At 69.4% G+C, this 24,320-nt stretch carries 23 protein-coding genes, 3 tRNA genes and 2 pseudogenes; 20 read left to right on the top strand and 8 right to left on the bottom strand.

The annotated features are described in order from the left end of the window. Positions 1-263: 263 nt before the first annotated feature. From htpX to ACIQ9G_RS13830, 5 genes are all read left to right on the top strand, one after another. Complete coding sequence (gene htpX, locus ACIQ9G_RS13850; RefSeq protein WP_403608646.1) at positions 264-1,127, top strand: zinc metalloprotease HtpX; 864 nt, start codon at positions 264-266, stop codon at positions 1,125-1,127. 1,392 nt (positions 1,128-2,519) lie between these two features. Continuing rightward, positions 2,520-3,173 carry a hypothetical protein gene (locus tag ACIQ9G_RS13845; RefSeq protein WP_403608645.1) on the top strand — a complete coding sequence of 218 codons (654 nt, stop codon included), beginning with the start codon at positions 2,520-2,522 and terminating at the stop codon, positions 3,171-3,173. 129 nt (positions 3,174-3,302) lie between these two features. Beyond that, positions 3,303-3,896, top strand: a complete 594-nt coding sequence (locus ACIQ9G_RS13840; protein ID WP_403608644.1) for a DUF5819 family protein — start codon at positions 3,303-3,305, stop codon at positions 3,894-3,896. A gap of 47 nt (positions 3,897-3,943) precedes the next feature. Beyond that, on the top strand, positions 3,944-5,113 hold the full coding sequence (locus tag ACIQ9G_RS13835) for an HTTM domain-containing protein (RefSeq protein ID WP_403608831.1): 1,170 nt from the start codon (positions 3,944-3,946) through the stop codon (positions 5,111-5,113). Positions 5,114-5,761: 648 nt separating this feature from the next. Continuing rightward, positions 5,762-6,319, top strand: coding sequence for a LuxR C-terminal-related transcriptional regulator (locus ACIQ9G_RS13830; protein ID WP_403608643.1), 558 nt, complete (start codon positions 5,762-5,764; stop codon positions 6,317-6,319). Between the two features lie 117 nt (positions 6,320-6,436). Here ACIQ9G_RS13830 and ACIQ9G_RS13825 read toward each other — a convergent pair whose 3' ends face one another. After that, the gene (locus tag ACIQ9G_RS13825) at positions 6,437-6,838 is read right to left on the bottom strand and encodes a YccF domain-containing protein (protein WP_403608642.1); all 402 of its coding nucleotides are present in this window, start codon (positions 6,836-6,838) and stop codon (positions 6,437-6,439) included. A gap of 118 nt (positions 6,839-6,956) precedes the next feature. On the opposite strand from ACIQ9G_RS13825, the pseudogene ACIQ9G_RS13820 reads away from it, so the two are divergent. After that, positions 6,957-7,246, top strand: a pseudogene (locus ACIQ9G_RS13820) (YccF domain-containing protein); the annotation flags it as partial. Positions 7,247-7,342: 96 nt separating this feature from the next. Then, positions 7,343-7,909, top strand: a complete 567-nt coding sequence (locus ACIQ9G_RS13815) for an SMI1/KNR4 family protein (RefSeq protein ID WP_403608641.1) — start codon at positions 7,343-7,345, stop codon at positions 7,907-7,909. Positions 7,910-8,030: 121 nt separating this feature from the next. Here the strand turns inward: ACIQ9G_RS13815 and ACIQ9G_RS13810 are convergent, their stop codons facing one another. Then, positions 8,031-9,284 carry an APC family permease gene (locus ACIQ9G_RS13810; protein WP_403608640.1) on the bottom strand — a complete coding sequence of 418 codons (1,254 nt, stop codon included), beginning with the start codon at positions 9,282-9,284 and terminating at the stop codon, positions 8,031-8,033. Between the two features lie 229 nt (positions 9,285-9,513). Here ACIQ9G_RS13810 and ACIQ9G_RS13805 point away from each other — a divergent pair, with 229 nt between their 5' ends. Beyond that, entirely contained in the window at positions 9,514-9,780 is a 267-nt protein-coding gene (locus ACIQ9G_RS13805) for a GlsB/YeaQ/YmgE family stress response membrane protein (RefSeq protein ID WP_356189389.1), read from the top strand. Positions 9,781-9,895: 115 nt separating this feature from the next. Here the strand turns inward: ACIQ9G_RS13805 and ACIQ9G_RS13800 are convergent, their stop codons facing one another. After that, entirely contained in the window at positions 9,896-10,384 is a 489-nt protein-coding gene (locus tag ACIQ9G_RS13800) for a YajQ family cyclic di-GMP-binding protein (RefSeq protein WP_392190680.1), read from the bottom strand. A 222-nt stretch (positions 10,385-10,606) separates the two neighbouring features. Between ACIQ9G_RS13800 and ACIQ9G_RS13795 the strand changes: the two genes are divergently transcribed. The 4 genes from ACIQ9G_RS13795 (at position 10,607) to ACIQ9G_RS13780 (ending at position 14,770) form a co-directional block, all read left to right on the top strand. After that, positions 10,607-10,688, top strand: a tRNA-Tyr gene (locus ACIQ9G_RS13795). 200 nt (positions 10,689-10,888) lie between these two features. After that, on the top strand, positions 10,889-11,449 hold the full coding sequence (locus tag ACIQ9G_RS13790) for an SMI1/KNR4 family protein (RefSeq protein WP_403608639.1): 561 nt from the start codon (positions 10,889-10,891) through the stop codon (positions 11,447-11,449). Between the two features lie 565 nt (positions 11,450-12,014). Next, positions 12,015-13,199: an integrase core domain-containing protein gene (locus tag ACIQ9G_RS13785; RefSeq protein ID WP_403608638.1), complete on the top strand. Its 1,185-nt coding sequence runs from the start codon at positions 12,015-12,017 to the stop codon at positions 13,197-13,199. 404 nt (positions 13,200-13,603) lie between these two features. Further along, entirely contained in the window at positions 13,604-14,770 is a 1,167-nt protein-coding gene (locus ACIQ9G_RS13780) for a PP2C family protein-serine/threonine phosphatase (RefSeq protein ID WP_403608637.1), read from the top strand. Between the two features lie 7 nt (positions 14,771-14,777). On the opposite strand, the pseudogene ACIQ9G_RS13775 reads toward ACIQ9G_RS13780, so the two are convergent. Further along, a pseudogene (locus tag ACIQ9G_RS13775) lies at positions 14,778-14,969 on the bottom strand (site-specific integrase); the annotation flags it as partial. Positions 14,970-14,978: 9 nt separating this feature from the next. Continuing rightward, positions 14,979-15,581, bottom strand: a complete 603-nt coding sequence (locus tag ACIQ9G_RS13770) for a cation transporter (RefSeq protein WP_403608636.1) — start codon at positions 15,579-15,581, stop codon at positions 14,979-14,981. 412 nt (positions 15,582-15,993) lie between these two features. On the opposite strand from ACIQ9G_RS13770, the gene ACIQ9G_RS13765 reads away from it, so the two are divergent. Together ACIQ9G_RS13765 and ACIQ9G_RS13760 are read left to right on the top strand one after the other, a co-directional pair. Then, positions 15,994-17,451, top strand: a complete 1,458-nt coding sequence (locus ACIQ9G_RS13765; RefSeq protein WP_403608635.1) for an FG-GAP-like repeat-containing protein — start codon at positions 15,994-15,996, stop codon at positions 17,449-17,451. A gap of 197 nt (positions 17,452-17,648) precedes the next feature. Continuing rightward, complete coding sequence (locus ACIQ9G_RS13760; RefSeq protein ID WP_403608634.1) at positions 17,649-17,861, top strand: hypothetical protein; 213 nt, start codon at positions 17,649-17,651, stop codon at positions 17,859-17,861. 155 nt (positions 17,862-18,016) lie between these two features. On the opposite strand, the gene ACIQ9G_RS13755 is transcribed toward ACIQ9G_RS13760, so the two are convergent. Both ACIQ9G_RS13755 and ACIQ9G_RS13750 read right to left on the bottom strand, forming a co-directional pair. Beyond that, on the bottom strand, positions 18,017-18,673 hold the full coding sequence (locus ACIQ9G_RS13755) for an SDR family oxidoreductase (protein WP_403608633.1): 657 nt from the start codon (positions 18,671-18,673) through the stop codon (positions 18,017-18,019). A 146-nt stretch (positions 18,674-18,819) separates the two neighbouring features. Continuing rightward, the gene (locus tag ACIQ9G_RS13750) at positions 18,820-20,103 is read right to left on the bottom strand and encodes an amidohydrolase family protein (RefSeq protein WP_403608632.1); all 1,284 of its coding nucleotides are present in this window, start codon (positions 20,101-20,103) and stop codon (positions 18,820-18,822) included. A gap of 327 nt (positions 20,104-20,430) precedes the next feature. Between ACIQ9G_RS13750 and ACIQ9G_RS13745 the strand changes: the two genes are divergently transcribed. From ACIQ9G_RS13745 to ACIQ9G_RS13720, 6 genes are all read left to right on the top strand, one after another. Then, positions 20,431-20,503, top strand: a tRNA-Thr gene (locus ACIQ9G_RS13745). Between the two features lie 46 nt (positions 20,504-20,549). Continuing rightward, positions 20,550-20,622, top strand: a tRNA-Met gene (locus ACIQ9G_RS13740). Between the two features lie 89 nt (positions 20,623-20,711). After that, the gene (gene rpmG / locus ACIQ9G_RS13735) at positions 20,712-20,876 is read left to right on the top strand and encodes a 50S ribosomal protein L33 (RefSeq protein ID WP_003948671.1); all 165 of its coding nucleotides are present in this window, start codon (positions 20,712-20,714) and stop codon (positions 20,874-20,876) included. 144 nt (positions 20,877-21,020) lie between these two features. Next, entirely contained in the window at positions 21,021-21,473 is a 453-nt protein-coding gene (locus ACIQ9G_RS13730) for a MaoC family dehydratase N-terminal domain-containing protein (protein WP_403608631.1), read from the top strand. Positions 21,474-21,480: 7 nt separating this feature from the next. Next, positions 21,481-21,909 carry a MaoC family dehydratase gene (locus tag ACIQ9G_RS13725; protein WP_403608630.1) on the top strand — a complete coding sequence of 143 codons (429 nt, stop codon included), beginning with the start codon at positions 21,481-21,483 and terminating at the stop codon, positions 21,907-21,909. 187 nt (positions 21,910-22,096) lie between these two features. After that, complete coding sequence (locus ACIQ9G_RS13720) at positions 22,097-23,152, top strand: UDP-N-acetylmuramate dehydrogenase (RefSeq protein ID WP_403608629.1); 1,056 nt, start codon at positions 22,097-22,099, stop codon at positions 23,150-23,152. A 104-nt stretch (positions 23,153-23,256) separates the two neighbouring features. Here ACIQ9G_RS13720 and ACIQ9G_RS13715 read toward each other — a convergent pair whose 3' ends face one another. Beyond that, positions 23,257-24,297 carry an adenosine deaminase gene (locus ACIQ9G_RS13715; protein WP_403608628.1) on the bottom strand — a complete coding sequence of 347 codons (1,041 nt, stop codon included), beginning with the start codon at positions 24,295-24,297 and terminating at the stop codon, positions 23,257-23,259. Positions 24,298-24,320 lie beyond the last annotated feature (23 nt).

Genomic DNA, 24,320 nt, shown 5'->3' with positions numbered 1-24,320 from the left:
CCCGGCACCGGAAGCCCATGACCCGGCTCGGCACCCGGGCGTCGGCACGCGCCCACGGGGCACTCACCCTCCACGCGCGCGTGCCGACCGGTGTCCCACTCACCCGGACGGCCCGCGCGCCGACGCACGCACTAGGGAACCAGCGGCCCCCGCCTGGCGTTGACCAGTACGGAAGGGTCCACTGGACGTGACACCACGGCACCAGGGGCACCGCAGCACAGCAAGCGAAGGGTTCCCCTGCCGCACCACTTGGAGGGCGTACCGTGCACCGCCGGCACAACGGGCTCAGGACCGCAGTACTCCTCGGGGGACTGTCCGCACTCATCATCGTCATCGGCAGCCTCTTCGGCCGTACGGGCCTGATCGTCGCGGTCCTCGTCGCCATCGGCACCAACGCGTACGCGTACTGGAACAGCGACAAGCTCGCACTCCGCGCCATGCGCGCCCGCCCGGTCAGCGAGTTCGAGGCCCCGGCCCTGTACCGGATGGTCCGCGAACTCTCCACCCAGGCCCGCCAGCCCATGCCCCGCCTGTACATCTCCCCGACGGAGGCACCGAACGCCTTCGCCACCGGCCGCAACCCGCGCAACGCCGCCGTGTGCTGCACGGAGGGCATCCTGCGCCTGCTCGACGAGCGCGAACTGCGCGGGGTCATCGGCCACGAGCTCAGTCACGTCTACAACCGCGACATCCTGATCTCGTCCGTCGCCGGCGCCCTGGCCTCCGTGATCATGTTCCTGGTCAACTTCGCCTGGCTCATCCCCGTGGGCCGCTCGGACGACGACGACGGCCCCGGCCTCCTCGGCCTGCTGCTGATCATGATTCTCGGGCCCCTCGCGGCCTCACTCATCCAACTGGCCATCAGCCGCTCCCGGGAGTACGAGGCGGACGCCTCCGGCGCCCGGATCACCGGCGACCCCCTCGCCCTCGCGGGCGCCCTGCGCAAGCTGGAGATCGGCACCCAGCAGCTGCCGCTGCCCCCGGAGCCGCGCATCGAGACCGCGAGCCACATGATGATCGCGAACCCGTTCCGCCCGGGGCAGGGGCTTTCCAGGATGTTCTCCACCCACCCGCCGATGGCGGAGCGCATCGCCCGACTCGAACAGATGGCAGGTCGCCAACAGTGAAGACACTCCGCAACGTCGTCTAGCTGATCCTCAGCGGCTTCCGGCTGTTTCCTCCGCTAGCTCCCGGCGGGCGTGCTGCTGTGCCTCACCGTCATCGGCATCCCGTTCGGGATACTTCCGCTACGTGCAGCATCCCGCTCCGGGCGACTCTCCCTACGATGACCACTGGCACCTACCACGCCCGAACCACGGTGCCACCGGGTGACTGACTTCTCCAACCCGGCTCGGAAAAAGACCTGTTGGGCTGCAACCGACTCTCATCGACCCAGGTACCGGGACGCGCGCAGGAGCCGTGCAAGCGTCCAGCCGCCGTTTACTGGCTGCTCGCTCAAGACGGACACGAGCTGTCCCGGACCGAGACGGTCGGCGCCCGCGTGCCGTTGCCCGTGTCTGTCTCCGCCCTGATCCAGGTAACGGCTGGTCAACCCGGCCCTGGCCGGTATCCGGCAAAGCCGCCTCCAGACCTCCCACCAGACCGTGGAAAGCGACTCAGTTGCCGGAAGCGGCGGGGTGTCGAGTCCTCGTCGGTGACCCCGATGAAGAGCCATTTCGGATACCTCTTGAACGTCGCGTCGATCTGCCGTCAGGAGCCGCGCAGGGCACGCTATTCGAGTCGCCAAGGGATCCATCACCCGTCAGCCAACGTGACACGGCACGTTCCCTACGAGCCTTGGGCAGCCACTCCCCCCGGCCACTCGCACGTTTATCGGCACGGAGGCCCGGCGAAACAGCGCGTTCTCCCCGCGACGGGTCAGCTCCGCACCGGCGGCGGGTCGTAGAAGGTCCTCCGTGCCGTGGGTGCGGCCAGACGGGCCGGGACGGCCATGAGGTGGCGGCGGATGGTTCCGCTGCGGGCCCTGGTATGGAAGGTGGCGGGCAGGGGTGGCGGCGGCGCTGACGAGGTTGCGTGCGAGGGCGGCCGGAAAGAGTCAGGCTTCACGACAAAAGTTGAAATGTATTATTCCTTGGGGGAGTTCTACCCATAGGGTGCAGCCATTCTGCCCCTTGATCCCCCAAGGGGATGAGGTAAGCATTGTGTAATGACGGCGCGAAAAAGCGCCGACGGCATATTGCGTGGCGTAGAGGTCACGCTACTGGGGCGCTCAGGCGGAAGCTTCTCGTCACCGGTGTTCAGCCGTTGATCACGAAGCTGGGCGACTTCCCACTCAAGATCACCAAATTTTCGTGGGGATTACCATGAAGAAGAGGCTATGGCAGAGTATCGGTGTCGCATCGGCAGCTTGCTTGGCGGCAAGCACATATGGTGTCACAGCCGCCTACTCCAGCGGCCCACCACAGACTGTCCGCGCCGAAACTGCAGCGCAGAGCAACGTCCATGGTGCTGCCCGCTCGGGGCTTCCGAATCGTCTCCTGTGCTTCATTAGGCCAGGGGTGGCACAGAAGGTGGAGAACTGCTTCGCCACGCGAACCATCGGCGCGCCAAACCCCGTCCGCTTCGTTGTTGTTCCTCGCGGAAAGCCCATAGGGCCTGGCAACGTGCAGGGTAATGTCCAGGGGAACGTGCAGGGCAACGCCCAGGGCAACGTGCAGGGGAACGTGCAGGGCAATACCCAGGGCAACGTGCAGGGGAACGTGCAGGGCAATGCCCAGGGCAACGTGCAGGGGAACGTGCAGGGCAATGCACAGGGCAACGTGCAGGGCAATGCGCAGGGGAATGCGCAGGGGAATGCTCAGGGCAACGTGCAGGGGAACGTGCAGGGCAACGCCCAGGGCAACGCCCAGGGCAACGTGCAGGGGAATGCGCAGGGGAATGCGCAGGGGAATGCTCAGGGCAACGTGCAGGGGAACGTGCAGGGCAATGCACAGGGCAATGCACAGGGCAATGCACAGGGCAATGCACAGGGCAACGTGCAGGGCAATGCTCAGGGCAACGCTCAGGGCAATGCCCAGGGCAACGTGCAGGGCAACGTGCAGGGCAATGCACAGGGCAACGCTCAGGGCAACGCTCAGGGCAATGCACAGGGCAATGCACAGGGCAACGCCCAGGGCAACGCCCAGGGCAACGTCCAGGGGAACGCGGGGTGAGGCATGCGGACTGGGAATGACGGGAACGCGCCGGCCGGAGAAACTCCGGACGGCGCGTTGCGAGGCGGCGGATCGCCGCCGAATCACGTCGGCAGGCTGAGTGGGGTATCAGGCCTCTCGCCGATATCGGTGAGCGTTATCGCGCTCGCGGTGGTGGGCGTCATGGTTGGAGCTGTCGTGCATTTAGCGATACTCTTCCTCAGCATCGCCCCCGCGAACGCCTTCTCGCAGCGTCACGCCGCAGGTATCAACAATTACGTTGTGCCCGAGTTCACACAGGGCTGGAGGCTCTTCGCCCCCAACGTACCGGCACAAAATACCCAGGTTCAGGCGCGCGCGAAGGTCCTGATGCCTGACGGAAGTCTCAGAGACACCGATTGGGTGGACTTGACCGCAAGGGATCAGAAGAAGGTCCTGCACAACCCTTTCCCCAGTCACGTAGAACAGAACGAACTTCGGCTTGGCTGGGCCAATTTCGTCGACACGCGTGATGGTCAGGGTCGCCCGATCGGATCAATCGGAAACCTGACGCAGAAGTACCTGTTGCGCATCGTCGCCCATCGTCTCGGACAGAACATTGACGGCGGCACCGTAATCGTCGTCCAGGTGCGCACGGCTACCAACCCGGTGGGGGCGCCCCCGTGGAGCAATCAGAAAACCGACACCAGGACCAGCTATCTGGTTCAGCCGTGGTGGGTTGTCCAGGCGGAGGACTTCAAGTGACCCGGGCCACGCTCGGCAGGGAATCCGAGCCACCGCCTCTCGCCGGTCTGTGGCAGCGCGTCGTTGCGGCGATCAGGCGAGACCTCGCGCGTATCACCAGCGGTGCCATCGCGCCGTACCAAGCGGCCGTCATACGCATCGGCTTCTCGTTCACCTGGCTCGCCTTTCTGCTGCGCGAGCGGGTGCACCGCAATGAGCTCTACGGGCCGGACAGCCCCTGGAGCTGGTCCATGGCCCGTGAGCTGATCGCCAACGACCATGCCTTCACCGTGCTCATGTGGAATGACGGTCGACTGTGGTTCGAGATCGTCTACGCTGCGGCGATCGCTGCGTCGGTGATGCTGCTCCTCGGGTGGCGGACGCGTACCGCCTCCCTGTTTTTCATGATCGGTGCGCTGGCGCTCCTGAACCGTAGTCCCTTCGTGGGGGACGGTGGCGACAATGTCATGCACGTCATGGCGATATACCTGGTGTTCACTCGGTGCGGCCAGGTGTGGTCGTTGGACGCGCGGCGTGCCGCGCGCGGCAGCGACGCCGGCCGGGACACGGTCGGGGTCGTCATGTGGGTGTTCTCTGCCGCCTTGCTGGCAATTGTCACCGGGATGGGCAGACTGAGCACAGGCTGGGCGTTGCTGCTCTGGGGCTTCCTCTTCGCACAGGTTGCGTGGTGGCTCGTACGGCGCTACGCACCCGGGGAGCCTCGTACCGTCATGGAGGCGGTCGGCAACGTGGTGCACGCGGGCGCGATGTTCGTGATCGTGGTCGAGGTGTGCCTGATCTACGCGACCGCCGGTTGGTACAAGATTCAGGGTTCCGTCTGGCAGGACGGCACGGCACTGTACTACCCGCTGCACGTCGCGGTCTTCACCCCGTGGCCCGCTCTGTCCAACGCTGTCGCAAGCAGCAGCCTGCTGGTCTTGCTGCTCACCTACGGCACGGTGATCGTCGAGGTCGCCTTTCCGTTCACGCTTTTCAACAGCCGAGTGAGGACCGTGATGGTCACCGTCATGATGTCCTTGCATGCGGGCATCGGGATTCTGCTTGGCCTGCCCTTCTTCGCATTGGTGATGATCGCCGCGGACGCGGTCTTCCTCCCAACCGCCTTTCTGCGGTGGGCGGGCGACCGCTTGGCGTGCACAGTGCCCCGGAGGCGAGTTGTGGCGGCCACAGTCCCGACGGCCCAGAAAAAGGCCGAGCCCGTCAATTACCGACCGTAATGGGGAAGGAGTTACCGGCGTGGTCATCGGACTGTGCTCTGCACCAGTGGCGCACCAGTCAAACAACGGAGCACTGCTCCTTCGCCTCGACTGGAAGATCGCCGCCAGTCACGGTTCGACGGCCTGTGCCATCTGATGCAAACACGTCAACCCCGACCCCGCCGCATATATCTGCTGGCCAGTCCCTGGGCCAGGCCCCCGAGCGCACTTCGAGGCGCGGGACTTCGCGCCGCTCCATGACGGCAAGCGCCTCTTGGTCATCGCAGGGGGCCTTGGACGCAGTCCGTCGTCGCAGTGACGGGTGGGCGTCACCGCCCCGGGCCGAACGCAGCGGCTCTGGTCGCACAGCCGCGACCGACGAACAGCGAATGGAACCTCGGGCCCAGCGTTCACCGGTCGGCGGACTGGGTCACCTGGACTGGCAGGGCTCGCAGTCGAGGCTCCTCATCCCAAACGGGCTAGGTCAGGATGCCTACAGGTGGCAACGCGGCGATTCTGGGGCTGATGCGGTCGCTTCCCCCCGGTCGTCTGGTCCTACGCCCGCCGCGTGGCTGGTGTCCCGTCTACCATGGGATTTCGATGAGCTCACAACCGACGCATGTAGCAGTTCTCTCCGACTGCCCGCTTCTTCGGCGTGGCCTCGAGAACGTGATCGATGCCGCGCCGGACCTGCGCAGAGTTACCTCCGTCAGGCGCATCTGTGAGTATGACTACCAGATGGACGGTGCAGACATCGCCCTTCTCAACCTGCAGGTCTCCATCGGGAGCACAGCCGATCTGATCACTCGATTGCATCGGCGGGGGCATGCGGTTGTGGTGCTGTCGCCTTCTGAGGCGCAGAATGAGCTCTTCTCATCGATTGAGGCCGGTGCCCGGGGTTACCTCAGCCAGCAAATCGGAGAATCGGAGCTGCTGAAAGCAGTTCGTACCGTAGCTTCCGGGCGCAGCTATTTCTCCACGAGCTTCAAAAATCAGAGTCCACCCGTGCACTCTGGCCACATCACCGAACGGGAGAGACAGGTCTTGGTGCTCGTCGCGAATGGCGCCACCGACCGTGAAATCGCGTCCAAGCTGAACATCAGTGAGCACACCGTTCACTCACATCTTGACCGGCTGGGCAGGAAGACCGGATCTCGCCGCAGGGCTGACCTCATCCGGCTGGCACTGGAGCAGGACATGGCGGGCCAGGCGTTGGACGGCGGGTAACAGCCACTCCAGCGGTCACCTCGTCGTCACTCGCTTCCTGCAAGGCCTCGATCACCAGCCCGAGTACATCGCCTCCCCTCCGAGCGCGTGCAGGTGCTACCGCAGAGTGGGGCCACCTCAGCGCCCGCCGAACTCCAGATCGGTCGCGACCACCTCACGCCCGAGCGGCATGAGCGAGATCGGGATGAGCTTCAGGTTGGCCCATCCAAAGGGGATGCCGATGATCGACAGGAACAGCGGGATGCTCGTGATCAGGTGGCCCAGAGCCAACCACCAGCCTGCGAAGATCACCCAGATCACGTTGCCGATGAACGATCCCGCCCCGGCGTCCCGCCGCTCCACAGTGGTGCGGCCGAAGGGCCACAGTACGAAGCCGGCGATACGCAGCGACGCAATGCCGAACGGGATGGTGATGATCAAGATGAAGCAGATCAGCGCGGCGATCAGGTAGCCGATCGCCATCCAGATGCCGCAGAAGACCAGCCACAGGATGTTGAGCAGCAGGTTGAACAGCTTCATGATCGGCACCTCTCCAGGTCGCTCCGCCGGCACTCCCTGCTGACACAAGTATCAGCTGTTCACGCGTTCAGGCGGAACCGCAGCGCCGTTGTAGCGTGATCGGGAACGTTCGGAGACGATCCCGTTCGGCCTCGCGGCCTCCCGGATCGGCGTCTACGCCCTCTGGCCCTTTCGGTACACCACGGTCGAGCGACGCGACGCGGGCGCTCCTCGTGCATCGGCAACTTCCTGTGGCTGGTCCTCGCGGGCTGGTGGCCGGCGCTCACTCCCATCACCACGGGCATCGCCCTGTGCCTCACGGTCATCGGCATCCCTTTCGGCATCGGAAACTTGAAGCTGATTCCGGTCTCCCTGTTCCCGCTGGGCCGCGAGATCGTCCGCACCGACGAGCCGTTCGCGACGCGCTGATGGGCCGACCCGCTGACGGGCTGACCCGGTTGTCCACATCGCGCCGGTTGTCCACAGGTCCGCCCGACTGTCGGTGGCGGCCTGCATCATGAACCCATGACCGCGCACGAGCAGTTGCTGACACGGGTGGAGGCCAAGGCCCGCGACACCCGTCCGTACGGCTGGACTTCGCTTCCCGCCCCTGTGGACACCGCCACGCTGGCCCGGGCCGAGGCCGCGCTGGGGTTCCGCCTGCCCCCGCTGCTCGCCCAGCTCTACCTACGCGTAGGAGACGGCGGATTCGGCCCCGAGTACGGGCTGTTGCCCCTGCTCGACAGCCCGCCGGCCGGTGAACCCGCCGCCGTCCCGCACTACCTGTCTCAGCGTGAATCCGGACGCAGGGACCCGGAGTGGCCCTGGCCCGAGGGCGTGCTGCCGATATCCCACTGGGGCTGCGCCATGTACGCGTGCGTGGACTGCCGGGCCCCGGAAGCCACCGTGCTGCTCTTCGAGCCGAACCCGGGCGACCCCGACCACGCCTGGTTCGTCGACGCCCCCAGCCTCGCCGACTGGCTGCACACCTGGGTCGACGGCACGGGCTGGTACGAGGAGATGAACGAGGAGCCGGAGATGGCCCCCTGGCCCGACTTCCGCATACGCACGGGGCCCGCCCGGACGTCCTGAGCCCGCCCCGCAGAGCGCACGGCCACCGCACCCGCACCGCACCCGCACCGCACCCGAGCCACAGCGACCGCGGCACCGACGCCCGAGCGCACGGCCACCGAACCCGGACTCGCGCGCCCGTCTACCGCGCCGCCGTCACCCACCGCCGTACGCCGTACGCGGCCACGCCCACCGCCAGCACCGCCGCGCCCACGACCACGGAGATCCACGGCAGCGCGAACGCCAGCACCACGCACCCGACCAGACCCAGCGCCGGCACGACCCGCCGGACCGGAGCGGCGTCGAGGGTCCAGGCGGAGGCGTTGGCCACCGCGTAGTACGCCAGCACACCGAAGGAGGAGAAACCGATCGCGCCCCGGACGTCCACCGTGGCGGCCAGGACCGCGACCACCGCACCCACGGTCAACTCCGCCCGGTGCGGCACCTGGAAACGCGGATGCACGGTGGCGAGAGGACGGGGCAGGTGCCCGTCCCGGGCCATGGCCAGCGTGGTGCGCGAGACGCCCAGGATCAGCGCCAGCAGTGACCCCAGCGCCGCCACGGCGGCCCCCACCCGCACCACCGGGATCATCCCCGGCGCCCCGGCCGCGCGCACCGCGTCGGCCAGCGGCGCGCTCGCGCTCCCCAGCCCTTCCGGCCCCAGCACGGAGAGGACGGCGACCGCCACGCACGTGTACACCGCGAGCGCGACACCGAGAGCGAGCGGGATCGCGCGGGGGATGGTGCGCGCCGGATCCCGTACCTCCTCGCCGAGGGTCGCGATCCGCGCGTACCCCGCGAAGGCGAAGAACAGCAGCCCGGCCGCCTGCAGCACGCCGCCCGCGCCACCGGAGTCGCCGATGGCGAGCCGTTCGGCGTCGGAGGCGCCGGAGCCCAGACACACGACCACCACGGAAGCGAGGACCGCGAGAACCACCGCCACGATCGCCCGCGTCAGCCAGGCGGACTTCTGGATGCCGCCGTAGTTCACCGCCGTGAGCGCGACCACCGCCGCGACCGCCACGGCGTGCGCCTGCTCCGGCCAGACGTACGTCCCCACGGTGAGCGCCATCGCCGCACAGGAGGCCGTCTTCCCCACCACGAACGCCCAGCCCGCGAGGTATCCCCAGAACACGCCGAGCCGCTCACGGCCGTACACGTACGTGCCGCCCGAAGCCGGGTACCGGGCGGCGAGCCGTGCCGACGACATGGCGTTGCAGTAGGCGACCACGGCGGCGACCCCGAGGCCGACCAGCAGACCGGATCCGGCCGCGCGCGCGGCCGGGCCCAGAGCGGCGAAGATCCCCGCCCCGATCATCGAACCGAGGCCGATGACCACGGCGTCCCCGAGCCCCAGCGTGCGTCGCAGTTCGGTGGTGGAAGTGGGCGGTGTCATGGGCCGCACCTTACTGATCGACGCAACCGGAGGGTGTCGCCCTGACGTCCCCTCCATCAACGCGGCACGAACACACGTGTGGCAGACCGCGTGTGGCAGACGCCACGACCAGCACCGGTCGGACACGACGAGGACGAGAACGACGCACGGCCCGCGGGCGCAGTCCGTCCGAACCGATTCCACAACGCCGGGACGGTGCGGACACAGTGTGGAAGGGCAGGTTCAGGGCATGGGCATCATCAGTTGGATCATCCTCGGGCTGTTGGCCGGAGCCATCGCGAAGTTTCTGCTGCCGGGCCGCGACCCGGGCGGCTTCATCGGCACGACGCTCATCGGCATCGCGGGCGCGTTCATCGGCGGCTGGATCTCGGCCCGCTGGCTGGACCACCCCGTCAGCAAGCACTTCTACGACGGCGCCACCTGGGCCGCGGCCATCGGCGGCTCCCTCGTGCTGCTGATCGCCTACCGCATCCTGTTCGGCAACTCGCGCGACTGACTCCTTAACCGACACGCACCGAAGACGGAAGGGTGTGCACCCTCGGGTGCCCACCCTTCCGTACCACTGCAGCGCCGGACCGCCGTGCCGGAACGCCGACGGCTCGTACCACCGGCTACCGGTAGTTCACGAACTGCAGCGCGAAGTCGAAGTCCTTGCCCTTCAGCAGGGCGATCACGGCCTGGAGGTCGTCACGGCTCTTGGAGGTGACGCGCAGCTCCTCACCCTGGACCTGGGCCTTCACGCCCTTGGGGCCCTCGTCGCGGATGATCTTCGCCACCTTCTTGGCGTTGTCCTGGGAGATGCCTTCCTCGATCGACGCGAAGAGCTTGTACTCCTTGCCGGAGAGCTGCGGCTCGCCGGCGTCCAGGGCCTTCAGCGAGATGCCGCGCTTGATCAGCTTGGACTGGAAGACGTCGAGGACAGCCTTCACCCGGTCCTCGGAGTTCGCCTCCATGAGGATCTTGTCACCGGACCACGAGATCGAGGCGCCCACACCCTTGAAGTCGTAGCGCTGCGAGATCTCCTTGGCGGTCTGGTTGAGGGCGTTGTCGACCTCCTGCCGCTCGACCTTCGAGACGATGTCGAAACTGGAGTCGGCCATGTCCTGTGGCTCCTTCTGGGGTGCGTGTCGGGTGCGTGCCGGCGGGCGTGGGGGTGGCCGCCGAGCCCGGCATGAGAGCCGGGCCGCATCCGGACAAGCCTAGCCACCCCCTGCCCCGTCGGCGCCGATCAATCGGGTGGCGAAGCACCCCTGCGTATCGGGTATTGTTTACGTCGTTGCCAGGGAGCACCGCCGAAAAGTGGTGCGACCGGCAGCGACCCCGGCGGTGTGCCCGAGCGGCCAAAGGGAGCAGACTGTAAATCTGCCGGCTCAGCCTTCCCAGGTTCGAATCCTGGCGCCGCCACGCTAATGGGAATCGGCCCCTGACCAGCAAGTTTGGTCGGGGGCCGCTCTCTTTTCCACCCAACCCCTGTGCCCGTCGTTCCCCGCGGTTCCCCCGTTGTTCTGGCACGCTCGTGGCACGATGTCGTGATCTTGACTACGTGGTCGGCGGACTCTGACCCGGTCGTGCGCTGTCACCGCTGATTGGTATCTATGGGCCGCATGAATCTTGAGCAGGCAGATCCTAAGGACCTCACGGTGCTCCGTGCGGCCTTCGCTGTCGACGACAGCGGTCAGTCCGCGCTGGGCTGGGACGCGGTGCGAGCCTTTGAAGCGGAGCACGGCATAGTTCTGCCGGAGCCATATCGGACCTTCGTTGCGGAGATCACCGACGGCTCGTACTCCGGTCCGCCGGACTACGGGTTGGTTGGCCTGGCAGAGCTGCCCGATGACTGGGGGGACGACTCGGAACGTGACCTGAGCCAGCCCTTCCCCCTCACCTCGCAGTGGCTGTGGGAAGAGGACGACTCAGAGCCGTTGGAGGAAACGGACCTGATCAGGGGTCGAGTCTTCGATCACGGGTCAATCGTCCTCGGAACGGACGGATGCGGCATGTACTGGCACCTCATCGTCACCGGCCTGCATCGTGGACACGTCTGGGTGATCACCGGAGAAGGTGCCACTCCGTTCGGAGCCGAGTTCGGGTACACCACGGCTGAGCCGGGATTCGCTGGGTGGGTTAAGCACTGGGCTGCCAACAAGCCCTGGTTTGACGCTGCGTGACGAGGTAGAACAACGGGGCGTGCGGTCCAGCAGGCGTACGAACGGTCGGCGGAGCCTTAATGGCCGAGTCGAACTCCATCGCGCGATCAGTAGCCGAAGAAGTGAAGGGCGGGGTCCCTGACCTGCGGCTCTGCAATCGATCAACGCTGCGAACTGCGACTTTGCTGTCGGGGGTTGTCAGCGTTGGTCGTCGTTGAGCACCCATGCACGGCCCGGCGACGGCCCGGAGTCTTCATCGAGCATCACAGTTCAAGAGCATGCGTCAGCCGCTCTGAGGCATCCTGGCGCTCCGGAATAGCTGCCGTTGGGGGAGGGCCATGGAGCCGTATGCCGTTGCCTTGATTGCTGTCGCGGGTACTTTGTTGGGATCTCTGGTCGGTTACGTGCTCCAGCGGCGGCAGTCGCATGAGCAGAGAACTTGGCAGGCATCTGACCTGGCACGGCAAGAGACCCTAGCCCTGGTCCAGGCAACGTCGGCCATCTTCGATCAGCGCGAGCCCATGCTCTGGCAGGAGCGCCGCGAGCCGTGGAGCCGACCGCCCCAGCTACGACGTGTTCTGACCTCATGCTGCCGGCCAACCCTCACCAGGGCCCGGCTTTGGTGGCGTTCGGCTGTCCGGAGGAGGTGCTGACCGACAACGGCAAGCAGTTCACCGGCCGGTTCGGGAGGCTGGGGCCGTCGACGGAGGTGTTGTTCGACCGGATCTGCCGGACCAATGGCATCAAGCACCGGCTGACCAAGCCGCGCTCGCCGACGACCACGGGGAAGATCGAGCGCTTCCATCAGTCGCTGCGGCGTGAACTCCTCGACGACCAACCGTCGTTCACCAGTGTGGCGGCGGCTCAGGCGGCCATCGACGGCTGGCGTGAGGACTACAACACCGTGCGTCCGCATCAGTCGCTGGACATGGCGGCCCCGTCCAGCCGCTTCCAGCCTGCCCCCGCCGATGGGCTGCCGGTGCTGCTTCCGGTCCAGCTGACCGTTCCGCCCGCTGCCGGCGGCTCTGTGCTGCGGGAGGTCGAAGCCTCGCAGGAGGCGGTGCTGGGCTCGCCGGAGGCGGTGGAGGTGGACCGGGTGGTGCCGCCGAGCGGGAACCTGGCGGTGGCCGGTCAGCAGTTCTGGTTCGGGCCGAGGCATGCGGGCGCTGCGGTGACGTTGTGGGTGGACAGCACCACCGTCCACGTCAGCCTGGACGGGCAGCGGATCAAGACCGTTCCGTCCCGGCTGAGCACCGCTGACCTGGCCCGGCTGCGGGCGTCCGGGGCCCGTGCGGCGGGTCCTGCCCCGTCCGGCCGGGCGCCTGGCCGGCTCGCGGCCCGGGTGCCCATCGAGGTGGCCCGCACGGTGAATGCCTCAGGGGTCGTCGGCCTGGCCGGACGGCAGATCACGGTGGGTGTTCCGCTGGCCGGGCAGCGGGTGACCCTGCGACTGGAAGGACCGCTAATGCAGGTGATCACTGATGGGACGCTGGTGCGGACTCTGCCCTGCCCGGTTCCGCCAGAGCGGCGGGCCTATATCAGCGATGCCCAGCTCAGTCCGCTGCCGCCCAAGGCCCCCGCCGAGCCGGTCCGGGTTGGCCGCAAGGTGTCCGCCCGCGGCAGCATCCAGGTCTGCGGCCAGCAGGTCCAGGTCGGCATGGCCCATGCCCGCACCGTGGTCACCGTCGAGGTCACCGACACCACCCTGCACGTCCGGACCGTGACGGGAACCGCCTACGCACGGTCCCTCGCACCACCACCAAGGAGGTGACCCGCTACAAGGCCTACGGCACGAAGAACCGCACAACAGGCTAGGAACCGACAAGCATCAACCGACACAGATCCGTCAAGCATCAACTGAACCTAGACATCTCTGGGTGATCAAGTACCGGCTATTGGGTCGCCTACCGAAGGTCGTATTCCGCTGCAAGACATGCCTGAGGCCGACGGCCGCGAAGCACGATGAGGGCGGCCGAGACCGACGGAGCTGCTGCCCGACCGTCCGTGGTGGAGACGTGGTGGGGTGCCTGTGAGGCGGCCGGTTCCCAGTCCGGACAAGATCCAGATGAGGCGGGCTGACCCACGCGGTCTGTACATGGGCCGGGCCGGTCCCAGTGCTGCCGAGGGCGGCGGGCTGGGGTGGAGCCGTGGGTGATTGCGAGGCAGGCTTGGTGCATGAAGTGGCTCTTGCGCTCACCCCTGGTGCCAGGGGCGGGCGGTCACAACCGGGTCCTCTTCACGCTGATGCAGTGTGTGCCCTATCTGATCGCGCTGGCTGTGCTGGTCATCGAACTCACGCCTGCGCACTTCATCTATACCGGCCCCTTCCTCACCGCGGTGCCGGCGCTGGCGGCAGTGACGTTGGGGCCCCGGGGCACCACCGCGGCGGCGGCCCTGGCGCTGGCGATCAGTGTGACCACCGCGACCTACAACGGGGCGTGGGGCACCCTGCAGGTCTACAGCAACTTCCTGGCTCTGGCCCTGGTCTCCGCGGCTGGCTTCTTCACCAGCCGCGCCATGCAGGAGCGCAGGCGGCGAGAGCTCGACCAGGTCCGCCGGATCGCCGTGGCGGCCCAGGACGTCGTGCTGCGACCCGTGCCCGCGCGCCTGGGGCCAGTGTCGACCGGCAGCATGTGCCTTGCGGCCGGGACGGGGGCACGGGTGGGCGGTGATCTGTACGAGGCGGTACAGACGCGGTACGGCGTCCGGATGATCGTCGGGGACGTCCGGGGCAAGGGGCTGTCCGCGGTGCGAGCCGTCGCGGTGGCGCTGGGCGCGTTCCGGGAAGCCGTGCACTACGAGGACGACCTGGTGGAGGTCATGAACCACTGCGGGGCGGCGCTGCGACGGGAACTCGCCGTGCCGGGTGCGTATGGTCAGGAGGTTCTGCTGGAGGGGTTCACCACGGCGCTCATCGCGCAGGTGCCGGACGAACCCGTGGTGCAGCTGGTCAACCGTGGACATCCGCCACCGCTGCTGCTGCACCAGGGCAGGACTGCACCACTGATGCCGAGCTTGCCGTTGCCGCCTCTCGGCCTCGAAGACCTCATCACCGACATCCCCGTGAAGCCTGAGAGCTATGCGTTCACCCCCGGTGACCGTCTGTTGCTGTATACCGACGGTGTGATCGAGGCCCGCAATCGTGACAGCGAATTCTTCGCTCTGCCGGAGGCCATGGAGGGGATAGGCGTCGGCACCACGCCACCGCAGTTCCTGGAGCAACTGCACCAGGCGTTGATCCGCCACACCGGTGGCGACCTGGCCGATGATGTGGCGATGATCCTGGCTGACCGGTTGAACGGCCTACCAGAGCCGTCTTCCGGTGGGGCGGACGTGGGGTGACGGGTGACAGGCGTCCCCCGGGGGACGGCCCAGACTGGCGCAGGATCTGCACGAAGTGCGGAGGGATCGGAACGGGACGTGAGGCCTTCTTCGCGCGGGCCTTCAGGTGCCGCTCCTCGTGGGCCCGGCCCTCATCGGTCCAGCCCCGGCCGGAGCGCACGACTCCCTGGCGCAGTGTCAGCGTTCCCCAGCCGGTCTCGCCCGAGATTCAGTGGTCGGCGGAGAAGATTTCCCGGACCTCACGGATGGCGTAGTAGACCAGGACATAGCCGGCGGCAGGGTCCGCCCACCACCAGCCGAGGGTGGTGTTGAGGAGCAGGCCGAGCAGGACGGCGGCGGCCAGGAGCCCGTCGATGAGGGTGACGCGGCCCTCGGTTTTCAGAACAGGGTTGTCGAGGGCGGCTCCGGTGCGGGCCTTGCCTGCGGCGAGGGCGAACATGACGGCCGCGGTGAGGGCGGTCCAGCCGATCCCGAGCGGGGAGTGGTGCGGCTGGAAGCCGGTGGCGAGGGTCCAGGTCGACTGGACGAGAAGGTACAGGGCGAGGGCGGCGAAACCGACGCCGATCAGCTTCAGGCCGCGGCGCCGGCGTTCCTCACCGGTGCCGGAGAGCTCCCAGATCACCACAGTCGAGGCGCCGATCTCGATCAATGAGTCCAGACCGAATCCGGCCAGGGCCACCGACCGGGCCGAGATCGCGGCGGTCGCCAGTACGACGATGCCGGCAACGTTCCAGCCCAGGGTGGTGTACTCCAGGGCGTAGCCGCGGCGGATCAGGGTGGCGCGGCTGGTCTCCGTAATGGGGTTGGTCACCGGGCCAGTCTCCAGCGTCGGGCGGTGGCGGGACCGGTCAGGGCCGCGGGACATCCGGGAAGCGGCCGAGTGCCGCGGCGACGTCGGTGACGGCGAGAGCGGCCGCGGTGTGACAGCGCGGCCGTGGCCATCGCGGCAGGGCTTGGTCACCTCGTTCCGTGCCGGGCGCACGGCGCACATGGGTCAGCGGAAAATCGCAGCTCCGTGTGGTGCGGCGAAGGGATCGGGGAAACTCGCGGCTCGTGGGCAACCACAGCCCCGTCTGGGTGGTCTGGGATACGCCATCGCTGTTCCGCGTCGCGAGCGAGGACCGATGAGGAATCGGCAGACCTCGGGCGGGCGGGGACCGCGTGGCACTCCCAATGGCTCGGGGCGCCGTCCGGCGCCCCCGCATGCACTGGAGAACGCCCGCATGCACACACGTATACGTCTCGCCCTGGCGACGGCAGCGGCCGCGGCCCTCACCGGCAGCCTGCTGACGGCCGCCGCCGGCACCGCATCCGCGGCGGGCTCCGGCCTGCAGGGCGACTTCAACGGGGACGGCTACCGCGACGTCGCCATGTCCGCCCCGTACGCCACCGTGAGCGGCAAGTCCAACGCGGGCCAGATCGCCGTGATGTACGGATCGGCGAGCGGTCTGAAGGCCACCAGCCGTACGCTCATCAGCCAGGACTCCACCGGTGTCCCGGGTGCCGCGGAGACGAACGACTTCTTCGGCCGGGCCACCGCGGCCGGCGACTTCAACGGCGACGGCTACGCGGACCTCGCCGTGGGCGCCCCCGGTGAGGACGTCGGCAGCGACACCGACGGCGGCACCGTCGCCATCGTCTGGGGCTCCGCCTCCGGTCTCTCCGGCGGCACCACGGTCGCCGACCCGAACCCCACGGGCCAGGACAAGTTCGGGCAGTCCCTGGCGGCCGGTGACTTCGACCCCGACGGCAAAATGGACCTGGCGGCCGGCGGCACCTCCGCCAAGGTGTGGATCTTCCGGGGCGGCTTCACCAAGTCCGGCGGCACGGGCGGCAGCTACTACCAGCCGTTCAACATCATCAGTGGAAGCGGCGCCGGAGCCCTGCACCTGGTCACCGCCGACTTCAACGGCGGCGGCGGGGACGACCTGATCGTCAACGGCTACAACGCCTCCACCCAGTACGACACCAACATCCTCATCTACGCCTCGCCCACCGGCACCAAGCTGGAGGGCGGCTCCGAGGAGAACCTGGCACCCGGCTTCATCACCGCCACCGGGGACCTCAACGGCGACGGCAAGGACGACCTCGTCATCGGCGAGACCTGGGACGACGGCATCTCCGGCGCCACCAAGGGCGGCAAGATCAACGTCATCTACGGCAACAACTACAGCGGTTATTCGACGGTCTCCATCAGCCAGGGCACCTCCGGCGTCCCCAGCGACCCGGAGACCGGCGACGCCTTCGGCTGGGAGGTCTCCACCGGCGACATCAACGGCGACGGCTACGCCGACATCGCCGTCGGCGCGCCCGCCGAGAACATCACCACCGGCACCACCTCGGTGACCGACGCCGGCGCGGTCACCGTCCTGTACGGGTCCGCCTCCGGCGTCACCACCACCGGCAGCCAGTACTTCCACCAGAACACCACCGGCGTGCCCGGCGGCAACGAGGCGTCCGACAACTTCGGCGGCGAGGTCTTCCTGTCCGACGTCAACGGCGACCACAAGGCCGACCTGACCGTGGGCGCCAACGGCGAGAACGACTGGAACGGCAGCGTCGTCGGCCTTCTCTCCGACGGCGGGAAGATCGGCACCGGCGGCGCGGTCTCCTTCGGCCCGTCCAACGTCGGCGTCTCCACCAGCGGCCGCCCCGAGTTCGGCAGCATCATGGCCGGCTGATCCGCTCCGCCCCGGCGCTGCTCCGTACCGACTCCGTACCGGCGACCGCTCCGTACCGACTCCGTACCGGCGACCGCTCCGTACCGACTCCGTACCGGCGACCGCTCCGTACCGACTCGGTCCGCCCCGGCACCGTTTCGTCCCGGCACCGTTTCGTCGCCGGTGGCGATGTCGGTGCCGGGCGGCACACTGGAGCCATGTCGCCCCGTCGCAGGTCCTGTCCCGTGTGCCGTCGTGAGATCGCCGTCGTCGCCGGGCGGTTCGCGCGGCACGACCCGCCCGGAGCGCGGGGGAACGGCGAGCTGACCTCCTGCCCCGGGTCGCGTCACACGGCGCAACTCGGGGCGGAGCAGCCGTCGTTGGACGGCCATGTCGTTCCCGAGTTCCCCGGGCAGTTGCCCTTGTTCTAGCGAGCGCGCGGACGGGCGCCGGTGAGCGCGGGCGGGCGGCCCCGCCGTCCCGCGCCGTGCCCTGGCACCCCCTCCGCCGCCAACCTCAGTCGACCGCCACGGACTTCAGCGACGCGACCAATCTCAGTCGATCGCCATGGACTTCAACGCCAACCTCAGTTGCCCGCCACGGACTTCACCGCCACCGACACCGGCGTCGACCCGCCGACCAGTTCCAGGGTGAGGCCGGTCGTCGCCGGTGTGTCCACCAGCTCGGCCAGGACGGCGGCCACGTCGTCGCGCGGGATCGGGCCGCGGCCGGTGTGGGCCTCCAGGCGTACGAGACCGGTCCCGGCGTCGTTCGTCAGCGCGCCGGGCCGCAGGATCGTCCAGTCCAGGTCCCGCAGACCGCGGACGTGGTCGTCCGCCTCCCCCTTGGCGCGCAGGTACGCGTCGAAGACCTCGTCGCCCTGGTGCCCCGCGTCCGCGCCCATCGACGACACGACCACGTGCCGCCGTACGCCCGCCCGGACCGCCGCGTCCGCGAACAGGATCGCCGCGCCCTTGTCCACGGTGGCCTTGCGGTCCACGCCGCTGCCCGGGCCCGCGCCCGCCGCGAACACCGCCGCGTCCGCGCCCCGCAGCCGCTCCGCGACCTCCTCGGCCGAGGCCGACTCCAGGTCGAGCACGATCGGTTCGGCACCGGCCGCCCGCAGGTCGTCGCCCTGCTCGGCGCGGCGGATGATGCCCGCGACCTCGTCCCCGCGCGCGGCGAGCAACCGCTCCAGCCGCAGCGCGATCTGTCCATGACCCCCAGCGATGACTGTGCGCATGTTTCCGACCGTACGCCCGGACGGCCGCATTCGCCGCACGACTTCGGCCCCGCCCCGCGATCACCGTCGCACCCCACGGGAACCCCACAGGCACCCGACGCCCCGCCGGGGGCGCTCCCAGGACGCTCGCCACGACGCCGACGCCCCTACGACAACTCCCCCCGCCCCTGCCGCGGCAGCCCCAGCTCCACCGTCGTCGCCGAGTCGCAGAACTCGCGTACCGCGCTGGTCCGGGCCACCACGCGCCCCCGGTGCACCACGATGCGGCTGTACGCGAGGGAAAGCGCGCCCGCCAGCCGGCCGCCGCGCACCGCGAGCAGTTCGGCGGGGAAGCCGGCCTCCACCCGCACCTCGGGCAGGCCGAGCACCGCGCGGGCCGCCGCGCTCACCGTGTCGTAGGCGTCCTCGGGGCGCAGCCCGTAGCGGGAGGCCAGCAGGTAGGCCGCCTCCAGAGGGTCCCCGCGTCCCACCGGATTGGCCACGTCCCGCAGGGCGCCGCTGCCGGCGGCCACCCGGACCCCGGCCGCCCGCAGCAGCCGTACCGGGGCCGTCCCGCGGCCCTCGGCAGCCCCGCAGCCGCCCTGCGGCAGGCACACCACCGACACGCCGGCCGCGGCGAGCTGGTCGGCGGTGCGCGAGGCCACCTCGGCGGGCAGGCGCGCGAGGCCGCCGCACGGACCGAGCGTCACTCCGGGGCGCAACCCGCCCGCCATCGCCGCGATGCGGGCCAGGCGGGCCGGGTCGGTGCCGTCGGTGTGCAGGTCCACGGGGCAGCCGTGCTCGGAGGCGACCTCGAGGACCGCCTCGACGTAGCCGGTGGGATCGGGGTCCACGTCGGGGCAGCCGCCGACCACGCACGCGCCCATCTTCAGCGCGTCCCGCAGCACCGCCAGCCCGTCCGCGCCGGCCGTCCCGGTCAGTACGCGGGGGACCGCCACCGTCGTCAGCTCGGTGAGCCCGCGCAGGGCCCGCCGCGCGCGCAGGACGGCGGTCAGGGCGCCCAGCCCCTGGACGTCGCCCACCCGCACGTGCGAGCGCAGCGCGGTCGCGCCGTGGCCCAGTTGCAGCAGCGCGGCCTCGGTGGCGCGGCGCTGGACGTCCTCGGGGTCGTCCGAGACCGGCCCGCCGCTGTCGGCGGTCAGCGCCGTGTCGCCGTGCGCGTGGGGCTCGGCCGGGGCCGGCAGGAGCAGGTAGCCGTCGAGGTCCACACGGGCCACGCCGCCGCGCGCGGCAGCCTCGGCACGGCCGCCGCCCGTGCCGAGGCTGCCGGCCGTGCCGACCGCCTCGATGCGCCCGCCGGCCAGCCGTACGTCCACGGTCCGCCCGTCGGTCAGCCGCGCCCCGCACAGCAGCAGGCCGCCCGGGTCGGGCCGCCCCCAGGAACCGGACGAGGAGGACGAGTCGGGCGGCTGCGGCTCACTGTCGGGCATCGCGCTCCAGATACGAGGTGTCAGGTGTCGTGCGGCGGCTCTCCGGGCGGCGGAGGTGCTCCGGCCGCTTTCGCGGGTGGTCCGGTTCGCGGGTGGTCTGGTGCTCGGACGCGTGGCCGCGCCGGCGGAGGCAAGATCACGCAGAGTGAGTCGAGCCTAGGGTGGCTCCCCTCCTGGAAGGGGGAGGAGCGCAATAGTCGTACCGGTGTGGCCCGGGGGTCGAAGGGGCCCGGACGGCGGGCGAGAGGGGCGGGTGACGGTGCCGGACAGGTACCCCGAAACGGATTTGGGCGAACGGCCACCGACCGTGTAATGTCTTCATCGCTCGCCCCAATAGCTCAGTCGGCAGAGCGTCTCCATGGTAAGGAGAAGGTCAACGGTTCGATTCCGTTTTGGGGCTCTGATGTGAGAGGTACCCGCTGCGAGGCGGGGCCCGATCGCATCGCAGCGGTGTAGCTCAGTCGGTAGAGCAAGCGGCTCATAATCGCTGTGTCACCGGTTCAAGTCCGGTCACCGCTACTGACAGTAGCCGATTGCGGGGTCGGTCCTTCGATCGGCTACTCTTTCTTGCGTTGAAATAATCCATCCGTTCGTCAAGGAGCACTCACGTGGCTGCCACCGACGTCCGCCCGAAGATCACGCTGGCCTGCGTGGAGTGCAAGGAGCGGAACTACATCACCAAGAAGAACCGGCGTAACAACCCGGACCGTCTTGAGATGAAGAAGCACTGCCCGCGTTGCAACGCGCACACCGCGCACCGCGAGACGCGATAAATCAGGCTCATCCATGAGGCCGCCCCCGCATTCGGGGGCGGCCTCATGGTGTTTCCTCATCCTGTTCCGTCCCGATCCACCTGATCCACCCCACCCCGATTCATCCCGTTACAACAGCACGTGACATCAGGAGGTGCCGAGCCCATGGCGCTCGACCAGTCCTTCGTGGGGCGGTCCTACCCGCCCACCGCCCCCTACGAGGTGGGCCGGGAGAAGATCCGGGAGTTCGCGGAGGCCGTGGGGGACGCCAACCCCGCCTACACGGACCCGGAGGCCGCCAAGGCGCTCGGCCACCCCGACGTGATCGCCCCGCCCACCTTCGTGTTCGCGATCACGTTCAAGGCCGCGGGACGGGTCGTCGAGGACCCGCAGCTCGGCCTCGACTACAGCCGCGTGGTGCACGGCGACCAGAAGTTCGCCTACACCCGCCCCGTGCGCGCCGGTGACCGCCTGGCGGTCACCTCCACCATCGAGGCGATCAAGTCGCTGGCCGGCAACGACATCCTGGACATCCGCGGCGAGGTGCACGACGAGGCGGGCGAGCACGTCGTGACCGCCTGGACCAAGCTCGTGGCCCGCGCGGCCGAGGAGGCGTGAGCAATCCATGACGGCGAAGATTTCGTACGCCGACGTCGAGGTCGGCACCGAGCTGCCGGCGCAGACCTTCCCCGTGACCCGCGCCACCCTCGTCCAGTACGCGGGCGCCTCCGGTGACTTCAACCCCATCCACTGGAACGAGCGGTTCGCCAAGGAGGTCGGGCTGCCGGACGTCATCGCACACGGCATGTTCACCATGGCCGAGGCGATCCGCGTGGTCACCGACTGGACGGGCGACCCGGGCGCGGTCGTCGAGTACGGCGTCCGCTTCACCAAGCCCGTCGTCGTCCCGGACGACGACAAGGGCGCCACGATCGAGGTCAGTGGCAAGGTGGCGGCCAAGCTCGACGACGACACCGTGCGCGTGGACCTGACGGCCACCAGCGGCGGCCAGAAGGTGCTGGGCATGTCGCGGGCCGTCGTGCGGCTGGCCTGAGACGGTCGTACGACGCGGGCCGTCGTGGGGACCCGCCCGAGACGGTCCTACGGCGCGGGCCGTCGTAGGGACTCGGCCGTGGCGGTCGTACGGCCGGCCCGGGGGCCGTGCGGCTCGCCCGGGGCCGCACGGGCCCGGCGGGCGCCGGGGAGCGGGGCCGTCGACGCCGTCTCGTAGTCTTGGGCGCGTGCAGGAACTCCACGACGCGCCCCTGGCCCCGCTGACCACCTTCCGGCTGGGCGGCCCCGCGACCCGGCTGATCACCGCGACGACCGACGCCGAGGTGATCGACGCCGTCCGCGAGGCCGACGCCGCCGGTGTCCCGCTGCTGGTCATCGGCGGCGGTTCGAACCTGGTCATCGGCGACAAGGGCTTCGACGGCACCGCCGTGCGCATCGCCACCACCGGCTTCGAGCTGACCGGCACGACGCTGGAGCTCGCCGCCGGCGAGGTGTGGGCCGACGCCGTCGCCCGCACCGTCGAGGCCGGACTCGCGGGCGTCGAATGTCTGTCCGGCATCCCGGGCTCGGCCGGCGCGACCCCGATCCAGAACGTCGGGGCGTACGGCCAGGAGGTCTCCGCCACGATCACCGAGGTCGTCGCCTACGACCGCCGGGCCGGCGAGACGGTGACCCTCACCAACGAGGAGTGCGCCTTCTCCTACCGCCACAGCCGCTTCAAGGCGGACCCCGAGCGGTACGTGGTGCTGCGCGTCCGCTTCCTGCTGGAGGACGCGGACGGGCTGTCCGCGCCCCTCCGGTACGCCGAGACGGCCCGCGCGCTCGGCGTGGAGCCGGGCGACCGGGTGCCGCTCGCCACCGCGCGCGAGACCGTGCTGAAGCTGCGTGCCGGGAAGGGCATGGTGCTGGACGCCGAGGACCACGACACCTGGTCGGCCGGGTCCTTCTTCACCAACCCGATCCTCACGGACGCCGAGTTCGACGCCTTCCGCGCGCGCGTGGGGGAGCGGCTGGGCGACGGCGTCGAGCCGCCCGCGTACCCGGCGGGGCAGGGGCACACCAAGACCTCGGCGGCCTGGCTGATCGACAAGGCGGGCTTCACCAAGGGGTACGGCACCGGGCCCGCCCGCATCTCCACCAAGCACACCCTCGCCCTCACCAACCGCGGGGCGGCCACCACCGAGGACCTGCTCACGCTGGCCCGTGAGGTGGTCACCGGGGTCCGCGAGGCGTTCGGCATCACCCTGGTCAACGAGCCGGTGACGGTGGGCGTGAGCCTCTAGCACCCGCCTGCCGCCTGCCGGCCCCCGCCCCGGCCGTCCTCCGTCCGCCGGCCTCTGTTCCGCGGGCCCCCGCCGGGGTCGGCCGCGCGAGTTCTCCGCCCGCCTCAGCCGACCGGCGTGCCGAGCCAGTCGTCGACGCCCGACAGCAGCTTGGCCCGGATGTCCTCCGGTGCCGCCGAGGCGCGGATCGACTGCCGGGCCAGCTCGGCCAGCTGCTCGTCCGTGAAGCCGTGGTGCCGCCGGGCGATGTCGTACTGGGCGGCCAGCCGGGAGCCGAAGAGCAGCGGGTCGTCCGCGCCCAGGGCCATCGGCACGCCCGCCTCGAACAGGGTGCGCAGCGGGACGTCCTCGGGCTTCTCGTAGACGCCGAGCGCCACGTTCGACGCGGGGCAGACCTCGCAGGTCACGCCCCGCTCGGCGAGGCGCCGCAGCAGCCGCGGGTCCTCGGCCGCGCGCACCCCGTGCCCCACCCGGTGGGCGCTCAGGTCGTCCAGGCAGTCGCGGACCGAGGCCGGGCCGGTGAGCTCGCCGCCGTGCGGGGCCGACAGCAGCCCGCCGTCCCGGGCGATCGAGAAGGCGCGGTCGAAGTCCCGCGCCATGCCCCGCCGTTCGTCGTTGGAGAGGCCGAAGCCCACCACGCCCCGGTCCCGGTAGCGCACCGCGAGACGGGCCAGCGTGCGGGCGTCCAGCGGGTGCTTCATACGGTTGGCGGCCACCAGGACCCGCATGCCCAGGCCCGTCTCGCGCGACGCCGTCTCCACCGCGTCCAGGATGATCTCCAGCGCCGGGATCAGCCCGCCCAGGCGCGGCGCGTACGAGGTCGGGTCCACCTGGATCTCCAGCCACCCCGAGCCGTCGTTGAGGTCCTCCTCGGCCGCCTCCCGGACCAGCCGCCGGATGTCCTCCGGCTCCCGCAGGCACGAGCGCGCCGCGTCGTACAGCCGCTGGAAGCGGAACCAGCCCCGCTCGTCGGTCGCCCGCAGTCTCGGCGGCTCCCCGCTGAACAGCGCCTCGGTCAGCGCCTCGGGCAGCCGTACGCCGTACTTGTCGGCCAGTTCCAGCAGGGTGGTGGGCCGCATCGACCCGGTGAAGTGCAGGTGCAGATGGGCCTTCGGCAGCTGAGAGACATCACGTACACGCTCCATCCGAGGATCCTGCCGTACGTTCC

The sequence above is a fragment of the Streptomyces sp. NPDC096152 genome, from assembly GCF_044763235.1.
GTDB lineage: Bacteria > Actinomycetota > Actinomycetes > Streptomycetales > Streptomycetaceae > Streptomyces.
Note: the sequence above shows the minus strand (reverse complement) of the source record. Positions and strands in the feature narration are given on the sequence as shown.

Bases quoted from the DNA above. Each gene is read 5' to 3' on its own strand.
- ACIQ9G_RS13730 (WP_403608631.1), top strand. From the start codon at position 21,021: ATGGCGCTCGACCAGTCCTTCGTGGGGCGGTCCTACCCGCCCACCGCC.
- ACIQ9G_RS13780 (WP_403608637.1), top strand. From the start codon at position 13,604: ATGAAGTGGCTCTTGCGCTCACCCCTGGTGCCAGGGGCGGGCGGTCAC.
- ACIQ9G_RS13815 (WP_403608641.1), top strand. From the start codon at position 7,343: ATGACCGCGCACGAGCAGTTGCTGACACGGGTGGAGGCCAAGGCCCGC.
- ACIQ9G_RS13810 (WP_403608640.1), bottom strand. From the start codon at position 9,284: ATGACACCGCCCACTTCCACCACCGAACTGCGACGCACGCTGGGGCTC.
- ACIQ9G_RS13750 (WP_403608632.1), bottom strand. From the start codon at position 20,103: ATGCCCGACAGTGAGCCGCAGCCGCCCGACTCGTCCTCCTCGTCCGGT.
- ACIQ9G_RS13765 (WP_403608635.1), top strand. From the start codon at position 15,994: ATGCACACACGTATACGTCTCGCCCTGGCGACGGCAGCGGCCGCGGCC.
- ACIQ9G_RS13800 (WP_392190680.1), bottom strand. From the start codon at position 10,384: ATGGCCGACTCCAGTTTCGACATCGTCTCGAAGGTCGAGCGGCAGGAG.
- ACIQ9G_RS13755 (WP_403608633.1), bottom strand. From the start codon at position 18,673: ATGCGCACAGTCATCGCTGGGGGTCATGGACAGATCGCGCTGCGGCTG.
- ACIQ9G_RS13725 (WP_403608630.1), top strand. From the start codon at position 21,481: ATGACGGCGAAGATTTCGTACGCCGACGTCGAGGTCGGCACCGAGCTG.
- ACIQ9G_RS13790 (WP_403608639.1), top strand. From the start codon at position 10,889: ATGAATCTTGAGCAGGCAGATCCTAAGGACCTCACGGTGCTCCGTGCG.
- ACIQ9G_RS13785 (WP_403608638.1), top strand. From the start codon at position 12,015: ATGCTGCCGGCCAACCCTCACCAGGGCCCGGCTTTGGTGGCGTTCGGC.
- ACIQ9G_RS13805 (WP_356189389.1), top strand. From the start codon at position 9,514: ATGGGCATCATCAGTTGGATCATCCTCGGGCTGTTGGCCGGAGCCATC.
- ACIQ9G_RS13715 (WP_403608628.1), bottom strand. From the start codon at position 24,297: ATGGAGCGTGTACGTGATGTCTCTCAGCTGCCGAAGGCCCATCTGCAC.
- ACIQ9G_RS13760 (WP_403608634.1), top strand. From the start codon at position 17,649: ATGTCGCCCCGTCGCAGGTCCTGTCCCGTGTGCCGTCGTGAGATCGCC.
- ACIQ9G_RS13825 (WP_403608642.1), bottom strand. From the start codon at position 6,838: ATGAAGCTGTTCAACCTGCTGCTCAACATCCTGTGGCTGGTCTTCTGC.